The sequence below is a fragment of the Streptomyces fungicidicus genome (genome assembly GCF_003665435.1).
Taxonomy (GTDB): Bacteria; Actinomycetota; Actinomycetes; order Streptomycetales; family Streptomycetaceae; genus Streptomyces; species Streptomyces fungicidicus.
In genome coordinates, this window is record NZ_CP023407.1 from 6,539,691 (window position 1) to 6,556,279 (window position 16,589).

Here is a 16,589-nt window from a genome sequence, read left to right on the forward strand (position 1 = left end):
CGTGGGGGTAGGTTGGCGGGAGACGGCACAGCGTCCGAGGTGAAGCGGAGAAAATGCCCAAGATTGAAGCCGGCAGCGTCCGGGAGCACCGGGCGCAGCGGCTCGCGCAGCTGATCGACGCGGCCGAGGAGCTCCTGGAAGAGGGCGGTGCCGAAGCCCTCACAGCCGGAGCGGTTGCCGCGCGAGCCGGGATCGCCCGCAACAGCATCTACCGCTACTTCAACTCCATCGACGACCTGCTCGAACTCGTCGTCACCCGCGAATTCCCCGCCTGGATCGACGCAGTGGAGCAGGCCATCGCGGCCGAGACCACACCCGCCGCCCAGGCTGCCGCCTACGTCAGGGCCAACCTCGAACAGGCAGCTCGCGGCACCCACGGCTGGCGGGCCGCGCTCTCGCGCGACTCGCTCTCCCCGTCGGCGCGGGAGCGGGTGAGGAATCTGCACATCTCGCTACACGAGGCGCTCGCCCGGGTCGTGCGCGAACTGGGGCAGCCACAGCCCGAGCTGACCGTGGCGGTGGTCCAAGCAGTCGTCGATGCGTGCATCCGCAGAATCGACCAAGGCGACGATCTGACAACCGTGTCCGACTTCGCGGCCGGAGCGACGCGTCGACTGCTCGCGGATGACGACTTGCCACATCACCCGTGACGCACCCCGTCCAGGCGGCTCGCAGGCCCGTCGACAGCGAAGCCCCGGCAGAACGAGCCGGATCTTGAGCCGCACCGGACCGTGACGCAGACCGCTGGTGGCTCATGCCTCGTCTCATCCGATCTTGCCACCGGGCGGCCGACCGGTCAGTGCCCGACGCCCATCGATTACGAGGTCCACGACCCGAACCAGCGCGTTCAGTGCGTTGACGTTCGTGGTGCGCTCATTGGTCACCCGGCCTCTGGGGGTCACCAGCGCTTTTAGGGCACGAGACTCGACGGTGGCGCGTGATACCAGGCAGGCATCATGACCTTATGGCGATGACACTCCGGCTTCCCGACGACCTGGACACGAAGCTTACGGAGCGGGCTCGTGGGGAGGGTTGCAGCAAGCAGGAACTTGCCATCGGGGCCATTCGTGATGCCCGGGACCGGGCCGAGCTGAAGGTCGATGACGTTCTGGCCGGTCTGATGGACAGCGATGCGGAGATTCTGGACTACTTGAAGTGAGCGGCGTGCGCTACCTCCAGATCGACGAGATCCTGGCCATCGTGCGCACGGTCAACGGTGCCGAGCACAGCGTGCGTGACATGGGCCTCCTTGTGTCGGCGATCGAACGGCCCCGGACGAACGTCTTCGGAGCCGAGCTGTATCCCACCCTGCACGAGAAGCCGCGGCACTACTGCACTCCGTCGCCCGCAATCACGCGCTGATCGACGGCAACAAGCGCACCGCCTGGCTCGCCATGCGCGTCTTCCTGCGGTTCAACGGCGCCAGCGCCAGTACCGTCCCGCCGCACGGGCGCCGGCCCGACGGACCCGAGGCCCGTCACGCGCTGCTCACCAGCAGCCCTCTCCTCAGCAGCGCACTGGGACCGGCGCTGCTGATCGCCCTGTCCGCCCTGGGGGTTCTCGCCCTGGACACGGCGTTGTGGGTCTCGGTGGTCAGTGAGGTGGCGGCGCCGGCCCGGTGGGGCTTCGTGGGCGGGCTGCGTGTCGGCGCCGGGCGTCTGGGAGCCCTGATCGCCGGCGTACTCAACGCCGTGATCGGTCTTGGCGTGGTCGCTGTCAAACTCATCGCCGGGCACTGAGAGGGCCTGTGGTGGTGTTCGCGGAGCGCATACGGTGGCAGACCGGTCGGAATCCTCGGCGCCGCGGCCGGAGCGGTCCCGGCACCCCGGCGAACAGCCGCACGTCCCCGTCCGGTCGGGTCAGGTCCGAGCCGTCAGATCCAGGTCAGTCGCCACAGGCGCAGAAGCCCGGTGCCGTCCACCGCGTACTGGCCGCCGCCCACGTCCTCCCCGGACACCACGAAGTCCTTGGCCTGCCACAGCGGGACGACGGGCACGTCGCGGGCGACGATCCGCTGAAGGGCTTCGAGGTCGGCTTCGGCGTCGCTCCGGTCGGCGAAGCGCTGACTGCTCGTGATCAGCCGGTCGGCGGCCTTGCTGCCGTACCCCGTCGCCATGGTGCCGTCCGTGCCGACGAGAGGACCGCCGAAGGTGTCGGGATCGGGGTAGTCGGCGACCCAGCCGACGGCGTAGGCGTCGAGCTCTCCCTCGGCCCAGCTCTTCTGGAATTCGTCCCATTCATATCCTCTGAGGGTCACCTTGAACAGCCCGTCGGCCTCTAGTTGCTTTTTCACCTCCGCAGCCTCCTCGTGGGCTGATCCGCGTCCCGCCGCGTAACCGTAGGTGAAAGACAGCGGGATTTCCTCACCGGCCTCGACGAGGAGGCGGCGTGCCTTTTCGGCGTCCTTGTGAGGGTAGTTGTCGAAGAAGGAGGTGGTGTGGCCCGTGATGCTCGTCGGGATGAGGGAGTAGAGCGGGTCCACGGTTCCGTCGTAGACGTCGTAGGACATCCGGTCCCTGTCTATCAGCCAGGCCGCCGCCTGCCGTGCGCGTCTGTCGTGAAACGGCTTGCCGCGGCGGTTGTTGAGATACAGGTTTCGAGTCTCCGCGCTCTGCGCCTCCGTCACGCGAAGCCCCGGATCGCTCGGGTTCAGATCGGCGAGCATTTCGGGGGGAAGCTGTCTGAGGGCGACATCGATGCGGTGGGATATCCAGGCCCGGGCGAGTGAGTCGGGGGTGTCGTAGAAGTGGAGTTCGATCGGCCGGCCGGTGTTCTCGGCGGCGCCCTTGTACCGAGGGTTGGGCGAGAGGGAGATCTTCTCGCCCTTCGCGTAGGAGACGACGCCGTACGGTCCGGTCCCGTCGATCCGGCCGTCCGAGCGCAGGGAGTCCGCCGGGTACGTGGTCGAGTCGACGATCGAGCCCGCCCCGGTCGTCAGCTTGAAGGGGAACGTGGCGTCCGGTGCGGTCAGTCGGAAAGTGACGGTCCGGTCGCGGGCGTCCATCGACTCGATGGTGTCCAGGAGGGACGACGGCCCCACGTCGGAATCTATCTTCTTGACCCGTTCGAACGAGAACCGGACGTCCTTGGCTGTCATTCTGCGTCCGCTGGAGAAGGTGATGTCATCCCGCAGCCGGCATCGATAGGTGCGTAGGCCGGAATCGGTGAAGGAGCAGCTTTCGGCTGCGTCGGGAACGGGCTCCGCCACTCCGGGCTCCAGGGTCAGCAGTGTCTGGAAGACATTGCTGTACAGAGTGGTCGAGCCGGAGTCGTAGCCGCCGGCCGGGTCGAGTGACGTCGGCGGTTCCGTCGTCCCGACCTTGATGGTGGTGCCCTCCTGGTCGTCCGTCGGGTAAAGCAGCAGACCGGCTGCCAGTGCCGTGGCGATCACCGTGGGTGTGATGACGGACGCACGGATGTGCGCACGAATAGGTCTCATGAGGCTCGTCCTCGCAAGATCGAGACGAACAGGAATTTTCGTACCCCTGGGTGGAGAGTGCGTCGGCCAAGTATGCGCAGGCGTCGCTTCCTTCGGAGCCCGACGGCACTTCCGGAACGAAGTCTTATGACTGACACGGTGGAACTGCTATGCCCCGTTCGGCGAGAGGGCCGCCAGGGGTCGGCACCCCCTCTCAGCAGCCGTTCCGCCTCGTCTCCGGTGGTCCTGCGGACCCGCTTGCGCGGGTCCCGCCCACGGTCTCACTCCTCGATGCCATTCCCTGTGCAATGTCACCTGTGCCATGTTCCGTGTTGCAGGGCGTGGCCATGCCAAGTCGGGAGGTCGTTCGTCTTCCGTCAGGTGGCAGTGCGGTACTCCGTTTCCCACGTCCTCTCCCCCTTCAGTCGGCCGTGCTCCGCACGGCCGGATCCCTCATGGGAGGCGCTGTGAGAAAGTCACTGGTACGGCGAGGTCTGGGGGCGGCGCTGCCGCTGGCCCTGACCGTCGCCATGAGCGTGGGCCTGCTGTCGCAGCCGGCCGGCGCAGCCGGGAACACCGGGTCCGTCGTGCACGTCGCGGCGGACGACCCGGAGCACGCGGGACCCCCGCCCGTCGCGCAGTCCCCCACCGCCGAGACGGAGCACGTCGCGCAGGGACGCACGAAGGCGTCCGAGCTTCCGCCCGTGGCCGCGAGTAAGGACGCGCTCAAGGAGGTGTACGGCAAGACCGCGAAGGCGCCGGTCCGTCCCTCGAAGTCGACGGACAAGGCGGTCGCCGGCAAGACCGGCAACTCCCGTGCGCGTGCCGCCGCGTGCAACGTCTCCGACTTCACCAGCCGGAGCGGCGGCGCGCTGGTCCAGCAGATCAAGGCGTCCACGACCGACTGCGTCAACACCCTGTTCAACCTGACCGGGAACGACGCCTACTACGCCTTCCGTGAGTCGCAGATGACCTCGGTCGCCTACGCCCTGCGCGACGGCTCGACGTCCTACCCGGGCAACGCCTCCACCGGTATGCCGCAGCTCGTGCTCTACCTGCGCGCCGGCTACTACGTGCACTACTACAACGCCGGCACGGTGGGCACCTACGGCAGCAGCCTGCAGACCGCGATACGCGCCGGGCTCGACGCCTTCTTCGCCAGCCCGCACTCCCGCGACGTCAACGACGCCAACGGCGAGACGCTCGCCGAGGCCGTCACGCTCATCGACAGCGCCGAGGAGAACGCCCGCTACATCCACGTCGTCAAGCGACTGCTGGCGGACTACGACTCCACCTGGAACTCGTCGTGGTGGATGCTCAACGCGGTCAACAACGTGTACACGGTGACCTTCCGCGGTCACCAGGTGCCCGCGTTCGTGAGTGCCGTGCAGTCTGACCCCGGCCTGATCGACGCGCTCTACAACTTCGCGAGCGGCCACCTCGCGCTGCTGGGAACGGACCAGTCCTACCTCTTGTCGAACGCGGGACGTGAACTCGGCCGGTTCCTGCAGCATTCCGCACTGCGCTCCAAGGTCAGCCCTCTGGCCGGCGGCCTGCTCAACTCCAGCTCCATCAAGGGCCGGACGGCCCCGCTGTGGGTCGGTGTCGCCGAGATGACCGACTACTACGACAAGGCCAACTGCTCCTACTACGGCACCTGCGACCTCCAGGCACAACTGGCCCGCTCCGTCCTGACGGTGACCTACCCATGCAGCTCCAGCATCACCATCAAGGCGCAGCAGATGACCTCGGGCGAGCTGTCCTCCAGCTGCAGCAGCCTGCGCAACCAGGACGCCTACTTCCACAACGTGGTCCGTGACAACGGCCCCGTCGCGAACGACAACAACAGCACCATCGAGGTCGTGGTCTTCGACTCCAGCACCGACTACCAGACCTACGCCGGCGCGATGTACGGGATCGACACCAACAACGGCGGCATGTACCTGGAGGGGAATCCGTCGGCGGCCGGCAACCAGCCGCGCTTCATCGCCTACGAGGCCGAGTGGCTGCGTCCGGACTTCCAGATCTGGAACCTCAACCACGAGTACACCCACTACCTCGACGGCCGCTTCGACATGTACGGCGACTTCAACGCCAACATCACCACCCCGACCATCTGGTGGGTCGAAGGCTTCGCCGAGTACGTCTCCTACTCCTACCGCGGCGTCCCCTACACCGAGGCCACGACCGAGGCGGGGCGTCGCACGTACGCGCTGAGCACCCTGTTCGACACCACGTACAGTCACGACACCACGCGCATCTACCGCTGGGGCTACCTCGCCGTGCGGTACATGCTCGAGAACCACCGCGCCGACATGGACACCGTCCTCAGCTACTACCGCGCGGGAAACTGGAACGCCGCCCGCAGCTACCTGACCGGCACCATCGGCACCCGCTACGACAACGACTGGTACACCTGGCTGGCGGCCTGCGCGGCCGGCAACTGCGGTGGCGGGGGCACCAACCCGCCCGGGAACCAGGCGCCCACCGCCGCGTTCACCACCGCCGTCCAGGGCCTGAACGGCACCTTCACCGACCAGTCCACCGACGCCGACGGCACCATCGCCTCCCGCTCCTGGAGCTTCGGCGACGGCACCACCTCCACGGCCACCAACCCCGTCAAGACGTACGGGTCGGCCGGGTCCTACACGGTCAAGCTGACCGTCACCGACGACAAGGGAGCCACCGCCACCGCCACGAGGACGGTCACCGTCGGCAGCGGCGGAGGCGGCGGCACCGAATGCACCGGGACCGACACTCGGGAACTGGGCCAGAACTGCCAACGCGGCAACCAGTCCGCCACCACCGGCAACTACGCCTACCTGTACCTCTACGTCCCGGCCGGCACCACCCAGCTGAAGATCACCACCTCCGGCGGGACGGGCGACGCGGACCTGTACTACAGCACCAGCGGCTGGCCCGGCACCACGAGCTACACGCAGCGGGCCACGGGAGCCGGCAACAACCACACCCTGACCATCACCAACCCGCCGGCCGGCGCCAACTACATCAGCCTGCACGCCGTCAGCAGCTTCAGCGGCGTCACCGTGAGTTCCGCCTACTGACCCACGGCTCCGCACCAAGGCACGACCCTCACGACGGCCCGGGGCGGCTCTCCCCGCCCCGGGCGGCGTCCGGGGCGGCGGCAGGGGGGGGAGACCTCCGTCGCCCCGGACCGAGAACACATCGCCCGCCCGCACACGGGCATCCCTACCTCCCAGGAGGCAGAGCGTGAAGTCATTACCCGCACGCAGGCGACGCCGCGCCATGTGGTCCCTCATCATGTCCGTCGGTCTCACCTGCGCACTCGCCACACCCGCCGTCGGCAGCGGTGACCAGGGCACGTCACGGCTCAGCGCCTCGCAACAGGCCGCGGCCGGCCAACTCGCAGCGGACCAGCACATCTCCACCCAGGAGGCACAGCGGCGCGTACTGCGGCAGGAGCGGCTCACCGGCGTCGCAACAGCGCTGCGTGAGCGCCTGGGTTCCCGCTTCGCAGGAGCCTGGATCGACCAGAAGCACGGCGGCAGGCTGACCGTCGCCGTCACCCGGTCGACGGCCACGGCCCTCGTCGAGGCCCGGTCCGCGCAGGCTCAGGCACCCGACACGACCACCGTCGTCGTCGACCGCAGCCTGCGGCAACTCGACCGCATGTCCGCAGGACTGGCCCACCGTATCGCCGCAGCGAACAAGGGCGCCGCCCACGGCCTGCAGTCCGCGGTGGTGGTGCAGGACAACAAGGTTCGTCTGGACCTGCCACGGGGCAAGACCCTCACCCCCGCCCAGCACGCAGTCGTGGAGTGGGCGAAGCGGACCCTCGGCGATGGCCTCGAGGTCAGCACCTACGCGCATGCCTCCGAACCCTTCTACTGCGGCGGCCAGTACTCGTGCGACCCCCCGCTGCGCTCGGGCCTGGCCATCTACGGCACGAACGTCCGCTGCTCCAGCGCCTTCATGGCGTACAGCGGCAGCAGCTACTACATGATGACCGCCGGCCACTGTGCGGAGGACAGCTCGTACTGGGAGGTCCCCACCTACAGCTACGGCTACCAGGGGGTCGGTCACGTCGCCGACTACACCTTCGGCTACTACGGCGACTCCGCGATCGTCAGGGTCGACGACCCCGGCTTCTGGCAGCCGCGCGGCTGGGTCTACCCCTCGACCCGCATCACCAACTGGGACTACGACTACGTCGGCCAGTACGTGTGCAAGCAGGGCTCCACGACCGGCTACACCTGCGGGCAGATCACCGAGACCAACGCAACGGTGTCCTACCCAGGCCGCACCCTGACCGGCATGACCTGGTCCACCGCATGCGACGCTCCCGGTGACAGCGGCAGCGGCGTCTACGACGGCTCAACGGCCCACGGCATCCTCAGCGGGGGGCCGAACAGCGGATGCGGCATGATCCACGAACCGATCAGCCGAGCACTGGCGGACCGCGGGGTCACGCTGCTGGCCGGCTAAGCAGCCCGGGCGGACCGTGAGTACGCCGCCCCGGTCACATCACGAGGACGTCGACCGCCGCACGCGCGGTCGGCGTCTTTCCCCGTGCTCCGCTCCGTCCGCCACCCAGCGGACTGGGGGCGGGGGCGTGGCACGTCGTGCACGCCGCAGCGCGGTGGAACCCGTCGGCCGATTAGACCGTACCGGGGAGCGCCTTTCCGGCTCCGTTCGTGGGACGGGCGGGTGCGTATGCGCGCGTCACCCATTTCTGGAAGTGCGGAGCCTGCGACAGCAGTTGCCAGTGGGCGCGTACGGCATGATGGTGCACCACCTCGACGGCCGACGCCTCGACCGAATCCCGCCGCCAGACGAGCAGATGCCGCTGCCACAGCGGATCCCCCGCGAGGGGTTTAACCAGTACTCCGCCCACCGGGCGCATGGTGGGCTGGACGGCGGCCACCCCCAGACCCTTGGCGATCATCGACTGCAGTTGGTCGAGCATGTGGAACTCGTGGGTGACGGCGGGCCTGAATCCCGCGGCCCCACAAGCGTCGTAGAAGGCGCCGGGCCAGCCCACCCCGTCGTCCGCGGAGACGAACCACGCGTCCTCCGACAGGTCGGCCAAGGACACCTCCAGCCGGTGCGCCAGTGGGTGATCGGCAGGGGTGGCCACGAACACCGGGACGGTTCTGATAGCTCGGTGGTCCAGCTTCGGAGAGTGTCGAAGAGGAAGCCCTGGGTAGTCGCAACCCAGGGCGACGTCGAGCTCGCCGGCCTCTAGGAGATCGATGAGTTCTCCGGTCGCGTACACACTGCTGACCGAGACGGTCAGATCGGGGCAGGCTTCACGGAGGACGTCGAGCAAGGTGGGTACCACCGGTGTGTTGATGGCCCCGAGGCGAAGCCGACGTGTCGCCCCGGACGAGCGGGGAGGCCGCAGCCGTGCGAGATTGTCGGAGAGCGCCAGGATCTCCCGGGCCCGGCCGACGACCTGGGCGCCGTAGGCGGTGAGCTCCACGCCCGCGCTGCTGCGCAGGAAGACCCCCTCGCCGAGCAGTCCCTCGATGCGGCGCAGTTGGGTACTCATCGCCGGCTGGGTGTATCCGAGCGCCGCAGCAGCCCGGCCGACGCCCCCCGCGTCGGCTATCGCACACAGCACGCGCAAGTGGCGCAGCTCAAGTTCCACGGGGGCACCTCGCTCCGGGCGAACAGAGTTCCATTATGCGCCAGGAGGAAGGCGGTGGGGAATCCGGGACGGCCTGACGCCTTCGGTCGACCAGTAGCCCGAGGGTTATGGATGAGCCGGAGCCTCTGGTATGGCCTGGCCGGTTGTTCCCGGGTGACCGCCGTGGAAATCTCGGACCTGCGTGTTGGTCCGCAGAGGCGACTGCGGAAGCCTGAAGCGCACCGCCATCGAGGAGCGACATCATGCCTCACACCTGCATCAGCTTCACCGTCGAAGCGACCGGGGCCGCGGTTCACCGCGCCCGCCACCGCGTCTCCACCGCGCTGAGCTGGTGGGGAGGGCCGGTCGAGGAAGAGCTCCGCTTCAGCGCGGAACTCGTGACCTCCGAGCTCCTCACCAACGGGCTGCGGCACGCGGGCGGGCCCATGACCGTCGAGTTGACGCTGGTGCACGACATGGTCGTCGTCGCGGTCCTCGATGACAGTCGGGAGCTGCCGCGGCCTCGGCAGACGGAGGCGGACGACGAGTGCGGGCGGGGACTCGCCCTGATCGAGGACCTCAGTCTGATACGGGGAGTCGAGACCACTTCCCGCGGGAAGCGCTGCTGGGCGGTTCTGCCGCTGCGGACGCCACAGGAGCGGGCTATCGAGTCGGCTCCGGCTGAGGAGGCGGACCACGGCTTCGAGGCAGACCGGGAACGCTGGTCACTGGCTCCCCAAGGAAGCGGACTACTGGCGAGTCTGTTTCCGGCGATGTGAGTTCGTCCTCCTCGGGCGGCCCAGTAGCCGACCCAGGGCAGGCGGGCGTGCCTGAGGGCGTGATGACGCTCGTCTGACGCTCTGGCCGCTTTCAAGCTGCACAGCGAGCCGAGAAACAGCCTTTGACCTGGCCTTTTCTGCGGCTGCCTCAGGCCGACATCTTTCCGATGACGCACCACGTGGAGTGCGTGGCGATTCTGGAGCCTGCGGGAAAGAGCCGCTGACCTGCGTTTCAGTAGGAGGGTCGGTGGGTCTCGACCTGTTTCGCGGTATCCAGCAGGTCGAACCCTTCGAGCCCGCCTCACCTGCGGGTTCGTACTGGAGTGACGGGCGGGAGCGGCTGCGTGATGCCCGGTCTTCGGGACTCTTGACGCTCATGTGACGCTCGACTCCCGTCGGCGAGGCCGACCGGAGCAAGGTGTCGCGACATACGCAACAGCCTTGTCGGGGTGGTCGCTGACACAACTCTGCGACGATCATCGTGAGTGACTTCGGTTGCCCGTCGTGAGGAAAGTCGAGCTGGACGGATCCTGTCTAAGTAGACTTAGACAGGTCGTTGTCGATCCAGGTTGGTGGGGAGTTCCGGTGGACGAGGGCATGCTGGCCAAACCCGAGGACGTGGTCGACCGTGATCGTGAGTGGGGTCTGCTCACCGAGTTCGTCACGGACCCGGATCCGGCGATGCGTCTGGGGATCGTGTCGGGGCGCAGGCGGCACGGGAAGTCGTATCTGCTGCAGGCACTCTCCGAGAGGGTCGGGGGCCTGTACGTCACCGCGGTGCGGGAAGAAGGACGGCTGCCGGCGATCCAGCGGTTCAGCGACGCCATCGCGGCCCACGCGGGTCTGCAGCCCGGCACGCTGCGGTTGACCGACTGGCGTGAGGTCCTGTCCAACGCCCTTGACGTCACCGCGCGTGCACGGACTCCGCTGCTGGTGATCGACGAGTTGCCGTATCTCCTCCAGCACTCTCCCGAGATCCCCGGCCTGCTCCAGCAGCTCTACGACGAGCGCCAGCGGGGCACCGGGCCCGGACCCGGAGCGCGTGTGGTCCTGTGCGGGTCCGCGATGAGCGTCATGCACGAACTGCTGTCGGGGACGAAGCCGTTGCGCGGCCGCGCGGTGATCGATCTACGGCTGGGGGCCTTCGACTACCGGGCCAGTCGTGCCTTCTGGCAGATCGACGACCCGCTGACCGCTCTGCAGGTGCACGCCGTCCTCGGGGGTGCTCCCGGTTACCGGCCGGTGGCGGCCCGTCCGCACCCCAACGACGGCTTCGCCTCCTGGCTGACGCGGACGCTCCTGGACCCGGGGCGGGCGGTGTACTCGCGCACGGAGACGGAGTATCTGCTGCGCGAGGATCCGCGGATCACCCAGCACACCCTCTACTACGACATCCTCACGGCGATCGCCCAGGGTGCCACCACCCCCAGCAAGATCGGTGCGGCCCTGGAACGACAGCGCAACGCCGTCACCCACCCGCTCGACGTCCTGTTGTCCACCGGCTACATCCAGCGCGAGCAGGACATCCTGCGTCCCCGCCACCCCGTCATCACCCTGGCCGACCCCGTCATCCGCTTCAATCAGCTGATCACCTTGCCGCAGGCGGCCACTGTCGAGCAGGGCTTCGCCGAAGAGGCGTGGCAGGCCGCCGCGCCGACCTTCAACTCCAAGATCCTCGGCCCCCACTTCGAGGACCTCGCCCGCGCCTTCACCCGCCGCTACGCCCACACCCTGCTTCCCGGCGGCCTGCCCGGCCCGGTCGGCACCACCGAGGTGGCGGACCCCGGGGCCCGCACCAAGCACGAGGTCGACGTCATCGCCCTGGCCCTGGGCGAGCGCCCGCAGGCCCCCCGCGCCCGGATCGCCCTCCTCGGCGAGGCCAAGGCCACCGCCGCCCGCCGCGGTACCGGCGACCTGCGACGCTTGGAACGCATCCGTACCCTGCTCGCCGACCAGGGTTACGACACCACGGGCACCACCCTGGCCCTGTTCTCCCTGCACGGCTTCTACCCGGACCTGATCGAGTCTGCGGCCGGCCGCGACGACCTACTCTTGGTCGACCTGCCGGGTCTCTACGGGATCGAGTAACCGCCGACTGAACTGTCCCGGGTTCGGTAGAGATCTCGGAGTGCCTACCGGACCCGGAACGGTCCAGCCCCGTGGCTTCCGCTGAGCTGGATAGACGTGTGGACCGAGGACGGCTCGTTGCGTGATCTTGCGGAGTGCGGCGAGGCGACACGCGTCACCGAACTCGAACGGGCCGGACTCGACGCCCTGAGGATGCTCGCGGCCGAGCAGGGCGATCCCATCGAGCTGGGCGTCGAACAGCGGTGCCGCTTCCGTGCGGCCGAGAGCGAAGCGCTGGGCCCTCTGGCTAGGGCATACGGCGACCTTGCACGGACGATGGTCGCACTGCCCGACGACGACCTGGATGCGCTGAGGCGCATCCAGGAGCCGTCGGGGCGACCGGTCTCGCTGCTCGGTTGTGCGGGACCGAAGGGACCTGCGGGGGCGTCCCCGGCCTCACGGGACGGTCGCGGGCTCACCGAACCGCCGGACGGCAGCGGACGTCTTCCTGCACGCCTGGGGCGATGGCCGCCCTCCGGGAGCAGCTTTCGGAACCTCGCGGTGACCTTGACGCGGAATTCGCGGTGCTCGACGAGGACGCTGCCGACGAGGTGCGGCAGCGGCTGGCGGAGCGGATGGCTCCCGATGTCCGCCGGCAGCAGAGGACCACCCGTGTCTGGCCGACCTGGGGTCATCCTTGCCCCGGGAAACGGTGGTCGCCGAGTCGGTCGTCGTGCACGCGCTGGTCGAGTTTCACCACTGCGCCCACCTCGATGTGCTGCGACGCGTCCACGCGATCCTCTACGAGGGCGAGACCACGGAGAGCGGAAGCAACTACGCCCGGGAATGAGCCGGTGTGCCGGGGTGCCGGGCTCTCACTCACGCGACCTGCCCACACGGGCCACGGACGCGGTGGTCCTGGAGGCCGAGGAGTTGCCTCGCGGCTGCTCCGTTCTGACCGCCGAGGAGATCCATGGCCATCCACTCCAAGACGTCGACGAGGATGTCTGGTGGGACCGAGAGGGTAGCGGGCTTCCTCTGATGAGCCGAAGGCCAACCGGTGAAGGGTTTCGCCGATCGCGGCCGAGGCTTCAGAGGTGCCCGGAGTGCCGGTCGGCCCCTCCGGAACACCTTCTCGAGGATGAGCGCCTCGGCCAGGTGGAAGGGTCAGACGACCCAGGCCGGAATCCCTGGACTTCAGGCCAGGGAGCACGTCAAGAAACCAGCGATGGACGCTGTGCGACAGGCAGGACCGGCTGGTCTTCGACGGTTCGCTCCGCCCGGTTGATCTCGGCCCAGACGGCGTCGAGAGAGAGGCCGAGGGTGTCGGCGATCGCCGCGATGGTCGGGAAGGCGGGGGTGGCCACACGGCCTGATTCGATCTTCCGCAAGGTTTCCGGCGAGATGCGCGAAGCGAGCGCCACGTCCAGCATCGAGCGACAGCCCCGGGCCCGGCGGAGCAGGGCGCCGAGGCGCTGTCCGCGTTCTACCTCGGCGGGGGTGAGCGGCAACCTGACCATGACCCCATTCTAATACCGGTACAGTTAGACCGGGATAATTATTGGAAGCAGAGGAGAGGTCCCCCATGATTGAGATCCTGAACTCCGCGCGGCTTGAGCGGGCGAGGGACACCGGCGCTCTGGTCGGAGGCATCCTGCACACGCTGAAGACCCGCACCACGGTCGGGACCAACCTGCTGGACATCGACCAGTGGGCCAAAGAGATGATCACCGAGGCGGGAGCGCAGTCCTGCTACGTCGATTACGCACCTTCCTTCGGGCGCGGCCCGTTCGGGCACTACATCTGCACGGCCGTCAACGACGCAGTGCTCCACGGGCTGCCCCACCACTACACGCTGGCAGACGGGGATCTGCTGACTCTCGACCTCGCTGTGGCCAGGGGCGGGGTGGCCGCGGACGCCGCGATCAGCTTTCTGGTGGGCGCAGCCAGGCCGGCGGAGAGCGTCGCGATGATCGAGACGACCGAACGCGCACTCGCCGCCGGCATCGCCGCCGCCAAGCCCGGGGCGCGCATCGGTGATCTCTCACACGCCATCGGCACGGTCCTCACTGAGGCGGGCTACCCGATCAACACCGAGTTCGGAGGCCACGGCATCGGCTCGACCATGCACCAGGACCCCCACATCGCGAACACCGGACGGCCAGGCCGCGGATACAAGCTGCGCCCCGGACTGCTGCTCGCCCTGGAGCCCTGGGTCATGGCCGACACTGCCGCACTCGTCACCGATGCCGACGGTTGGACGCTGCGCAGTGCGACAGGCTGCCGGACCGCACACAGCGAGCACACCATCGCCATCACCGACAACGGAGCCGAAATTCTCACCCTGCCCACGCAGGCACGGCCCTGAGAGGGCGCTGCAAGGAGTGGCCCGGCGGGCGGGGTGCGCCGCCGTCAATCCTCGTCCTCGACAGTCTCCGGGGCCCGGAAGGAGCGCAGGCCCTGACCGGGTCCGCCGGCCTTGATGTTGAACAGACAGCGGTCCAGGAAGTCGATGTGTCGGTCCTCGAGCGGGGAGAGGCGGGCCACGGCCTCATCCTTGATGTCGTGGCCCTCGGCGCGGAGCTGGGCGACGACGGCATCCAGGGAGCGGGTATTCCGCAGGGCGACAGTGTTGAGGACCGGGCCCAGGCTTGCCAACCGATCTTCTTGGTCCTCGCGGTACGCCTGGCGGACCGGCCCAGGCCGCCGTGGCAGATCGCGCGGGGGAGAAAGCGGTGGGACTCCTGGACGGTGAGCTGCCGTTCGCAGCCGCCGGTAGGTGTCGTCGACCGGGTCTGCCAGAGCAAGCAGGTGCATGGTCTTGTCGTTCCGCCCGTACTCTGCGAACGCCGCCCCCCAGCGGGGTCGGGTGCCTCTCACGGCCGAACATCCGCAGCTGGGCGCAGGCCCGGATCTGATGGGTGACGAGCGCCCCGGCGACACTGAGTGTGTCCGGCCAGTGCGTGGCGACCAGCGACTCCGGCAGACGCCGACGGAACTTGGGGGACGGGCGGGGTGGCCTGCGAAGGCTCCGATGCAAGTCCCCGGCCGCCGCTTATCGCAGTACGCGTCCGAGGAAGCCGCGGAGGTAGCCCGCGACGACGTCGAGGTGGCTCTCCAGCAGGAAGTGTCCGCCGTTGATCAGGTGTACTTCCGTGTGCTTGGCGTCGCGGGCGAAGGCGCGGGCGCCGGCCGGGCCGAAAATCTCGTCGTTGCGGCCCCAGACGGCGAGCACGGGGACTTCGCTGGTGCGTAGGTACTGGTGGAGCAGCGGGTAGAGGGGGCGGTTGTTCTGGTAGTCGCGGAAGAGCGCGAGTTGGATCTCGTCGTTGCCTTCGCGGGAGACGAGGGCGATGTCGTGTTCCCAGGTGTCCGGGCTGACCAGGGTGGGGTCGGGGACGCCGTGGACGTACTGCCAGCGGATGGCGTCGATGCCGAGCGCGGCGCGGACGGCGGGTTCGGTGTCGGGGCCGGGATTCGCTCCGTAGGCCCAGAGGTCGGCCCAGAAGGAGTCGACGAAGCCGTCTTCGTAGCCGTTGCCGTTCTGGGTGACGAGGGCGGAGATCCGTTCGGGGTGCTTGAGTGCGAGGCGCCATCCGATGGGGGCGCCGTAGTCCTGGACGTAGAGGGCGTAGCGGTCCAGGCCCAGTTGGTCGAGGAGCCCTGAGGTGAGTTCGGCGAGGGCGTCGAAGGTGTAGTCGAACTCCGCCACGGAGGGTGCGTCGGAGTGGCCGAAGCCGAGATGGTCGGGCGCGATGACGCGGTAGCGGTCGGCGAGCAGCGGGATGAGTTCGCGGAACATGAACGAGCTGGTCGGGTAGCCGTGCAGCAGGACGATCGCAGGGGCGTCGGCGGGGCCGGCTTCGCGGTAGAAGATCTCATGGCCGTCGACGGTGGCGGTCCGGTGGTGCACCGAGCTCATGTCTAACCCCTTTACGTGTCTGATCCGGTTAGCTGTTTGCTACGGAAGCACGAGGTGGACTAACCTGTCAAACGAGTCGATCAGGTTAGGATGGTGGTGGTGCCCCATGGACGTGCTGCTGGACCTGCTCAACAGCAGACCGCTGATCAACGGCGAAGAACAGGACGCGCTCGCCGACCCGGCCGAGGGCAGGCGCTGGGCACGGGAGCACGGCGGCGACGGCAGCCTCGCGGAACTGGCGCTGCTGCGCGAGGCACGGGACGCCCTGCGGGACGTGGCGCGCGGAAAGAGTTCGCCCGCCGCGTTGGGCCCGCTGCTCGAAGGGGTCCATCAGACCCCTGAGATCACCGCGGACGGCCTTCGGTGGACAGTCGTGACTCCCCCGCATGCCCGGCTGGCCGTGGAGACGGTCCTCGCCTGGGCCGCCACCGAGCACAACATGCCCGGCCGGCTGCGCCCCTGCGCCAACGACGCGTGCCAGCTGTTCCTGCTCGACCGCAGCCGCGCCAACCGCGCCCGCTGGTGCTCGATGGCCGTCTGCGGCAATCGCGAGAAAGCACGTCGCCACTACGAACGCACCCGCTGAATCCACCCCAAGGCCCGGCGGAAACCGAACGGGAATCCCGTCGAGCAGCAGGGCAGGCGGTGAGGAGTGGTGTCTTTCCCGGCGGGCGCCCCGATGGTGGCCGGAGCGTCCGGGGGCCGAAGGTGACCGCCGGCCTGTGGGGCCGCGACGGCGGCTTGCCCGGAGTCGCGTTGGACCTAGGTGGAGAGTATGGAAAGTGGATCTGA

At 68.4% G+C, this 16,589-nt stretch carries 14 protein-coding genes and 1 pseudogene; 10 read left to right on the forward strand and 5 right to left on the reverse strand.

Annotated elements, in window-relative coordinates:
• Positions 1-53: 53 nt before the first annotated feature.
• The 3 genes and pseudogenes from CNQ36_RS29465 to CNQ36_RS35745 form a co-directional block, all read left to right on the forward strand.
• Entirely contained in the window at positions 54-650 is a 597-nt protein-coding gene (locus tag CNQ36_RS29465; protein WP_030864013.1) for a TetR/AcrR family transcriptional regulator, read from the forward strand.
• Positions 651-964: 314 nt separating this feature from the next.
• The gene (locus CNQ36_RS29475) at positions 965-1,159 is read left to right on the forward strand and encodes a hypothetical protein (RefSeq protein ID WP_003973114.1); all 195 of its coding nucleotides are present in this window, start codon (positions 965-967) and stop codon (positions 1,157-1,159) included.
• Positions 1,156-1,445 (forward strand): annotated as a pseudogene (locus CNQ36_RS35745) (type II toxin-antitoxin system death-on-curing family toxin); the annotation flags it as partial. The gene CNQ36_RS29475 and the pseudogene CNQ36_RS35745, both read left to right, overlap by 4 nt.
• Positions 1,446-1,873: 428 nt before the next feature.
• On the opposite strand, the gene CNQ36_RS29485 reads toward CNQ36_RS35745, so the two are convergent.
• The gene (locus CNQ36_RS29485; RefSeq protein WP_121548199.1) at positions 1,874-3,439 is read right to left on the reverse strand and encodes an ABC transporter substrate-binding protein; all 1,566 of its coding nucleotides are present in this window, start codon (positions 3,437-3,439) and stop codon (positions 1,874-1,876) included.
• Between the two features lie 446 nt (positions 3,440-3,885).
• Between CNQ36_RS29485 and CNQ36_RS29490 the strand changes: the two genes are divergently transcribed.
• Together CNQ36_RS29490 and CNQ36_RS29495 are read left to right on the forward strand one after the other, a co-directional pair.
• The gene (locus CNQ36_RS29490; RefSeq protein WP_121548200.1) at positions 3,886-6,483 is read left to right on the forward strand and encodes a collagenase; all 2,598 of its coding nucleotides are present in this window, start codon (positions 3,886-3,888) and stop codon (positions 6,481-6,483) included.
• 166 nt (positions 6,484-6,649) lie between these two features.
• On the forward strand, positions 6,650-7,885 hold the full coding sequence (locus tag CNQ36_RS29495; RefSeq protein ID WP_011030529.1) for a protease: 1,236 nt from the start codon (positions 6,650-6,652) through the stop codon (positions 7,883-7,885).
• 172 nt (positions 7,886-8,057) lie between these two features.
• Here the strand turns inward: CNQ36_RS29495 and CNQ36_RS29500 are convergent, their stop codons facing one another.
• Positions 8,058-9,050, reverse strand: a complete 993-nt coding sequence (locus CNQ36_RS29500) for a LysR substrate-binding domain-containing protein (protein ID WP_011030530.1) — start codon at positions 9,048-9,050, stop codon at positions 8,058-8,060.
• A gap of 242 nt (positions 9,051-9,292) precedes the next feature.
• Between CNQ36_RS29500 and CNQ36_RS29505 the strand changes: the two genes are divergently transcribed.
• The 3 genes from CNQ36_RS29505 to CNQ36_RS35425 all read left to right on the forward strand — a co-directional run bounded on the left by CNQ36_RS29505 (position 9,293) and on the right by CNQ36_RS35425 (position 12,725).
• Positions 9,293-9,808: an ATP-binding protein gene (locus CNQ36_RS29505; RefSeq protein WP_003973107.1), complete on the forward strand. Its 516-nt coding sequence runs from the start codon at positions 9,293-9,295 to the stop codon at positions 9,806-9,808.
• 597 nt (positions 9,809-10,405) lie between these two features.
• Complete coding sequence (locus tag CNQ36_RS29510) at positions 10,406-11,896, forward strand: AAA family ATPase (RefSeq protein ID WP_410177139.1); 1,491 nt, start codon at positions 10,406-10,408, stop codon at positions 11,894-11,896.
• Positions 11,897-12,572: 676 nt separating this feature from the next.
• On the forward strand, positions 12,573-12,725 hold the full coding sequence (locus tag CNQ36_RS35425; RefSeq protein WP_228313101.1) for a hypothetical protein: 153 nt from the start codon (positions 12,573-12,575) through the stop codon (positions 12,723-12,725).
• Positions 12,726-13,089: 364 nt separating this feature from the next.
• Here the strand turns inward: CNQ36_RS35425 and CNQ36_RS29520 are convergent, their stop codons facing one another.
• Positions 13,090-13,395 (reverse strand): helix-turn-helix domain-containing protein, encoded by a 306-nt coding sequence (locus CNQ36_RS29520; RefSeq protein WP_121548202.1) that lies wholly within the window; start codon positions 13,393-13,395, stop codon positions 13,090-13,092.
• A gap of 65 nt (positions 13,396-13,460) precedes the next feature.
• On the opposite strand from CNQ36_RS29520, the gene map reads away from it, so the two are divergent.
• Positions 13,461-14,243, forward strand: a complete 783-nt coding sequence (gene map, locus CNQ36_RS29525; RefSeq protein ID WP_121548203.1) for a type I methionyl aminopeptidase — start codon at positions 13,461-13,463, stop codon at positions 14,241-14,243.
• A gap of 44 nt (positions 14,244-14,287) precedes the next feature.
• Here the strand turns inward: map and CNQ36_RS29530 are convergent, their stop codons facing one another.
• Both CNQ36_RS29530 and CNQ36_RS29535 read right to left on the reverse strand, forming a co-directional pair.
• Positions 14,288-14,818 carry a Tn3 family transposase gene (locus CNQ36_RS29530; RefSeq protein WP_410177126.1) on the reverse strand — a complete coding sequence of 177 codons (531 nt, stop codon included), beginning with the start codon at positions 14,816-14,818 and terminating at the stop codon, positions 14,288-14,290.
• A gap of 112 nt (positions 14,819-14,930) precedes the next feature.
• Positions 14,931-15,797, reverse strand: coding sequence for an alpha/beta fold hydrolase (locus tag CNQ36_RS29535; protein WP_121548205.1), 867 nt, complete (start codon positions 15,795-15,797; stop codon positions 14,931-14,933).
• Between the two features lie 106 nt (positions 15,798-15,903).
• Here CNQ36_RS29535 and CNQ36_RS29540 point away from each other — a divergent pair, with 106 nt between their 5' ends.
• Positions 15,904-16,383 (forward strand): CGNR zinc finger domain-containing protein, encoded by a 480-nt coding sequence (locus CNQ36_RS29540; protein WP_121548206.1) that lies wholly within the window; start codon positions 15,904-15,906, stop codon positions 16,381-16,383.
• Positions 16,384-16,589 lie beyond the last annotated feature (206 nt).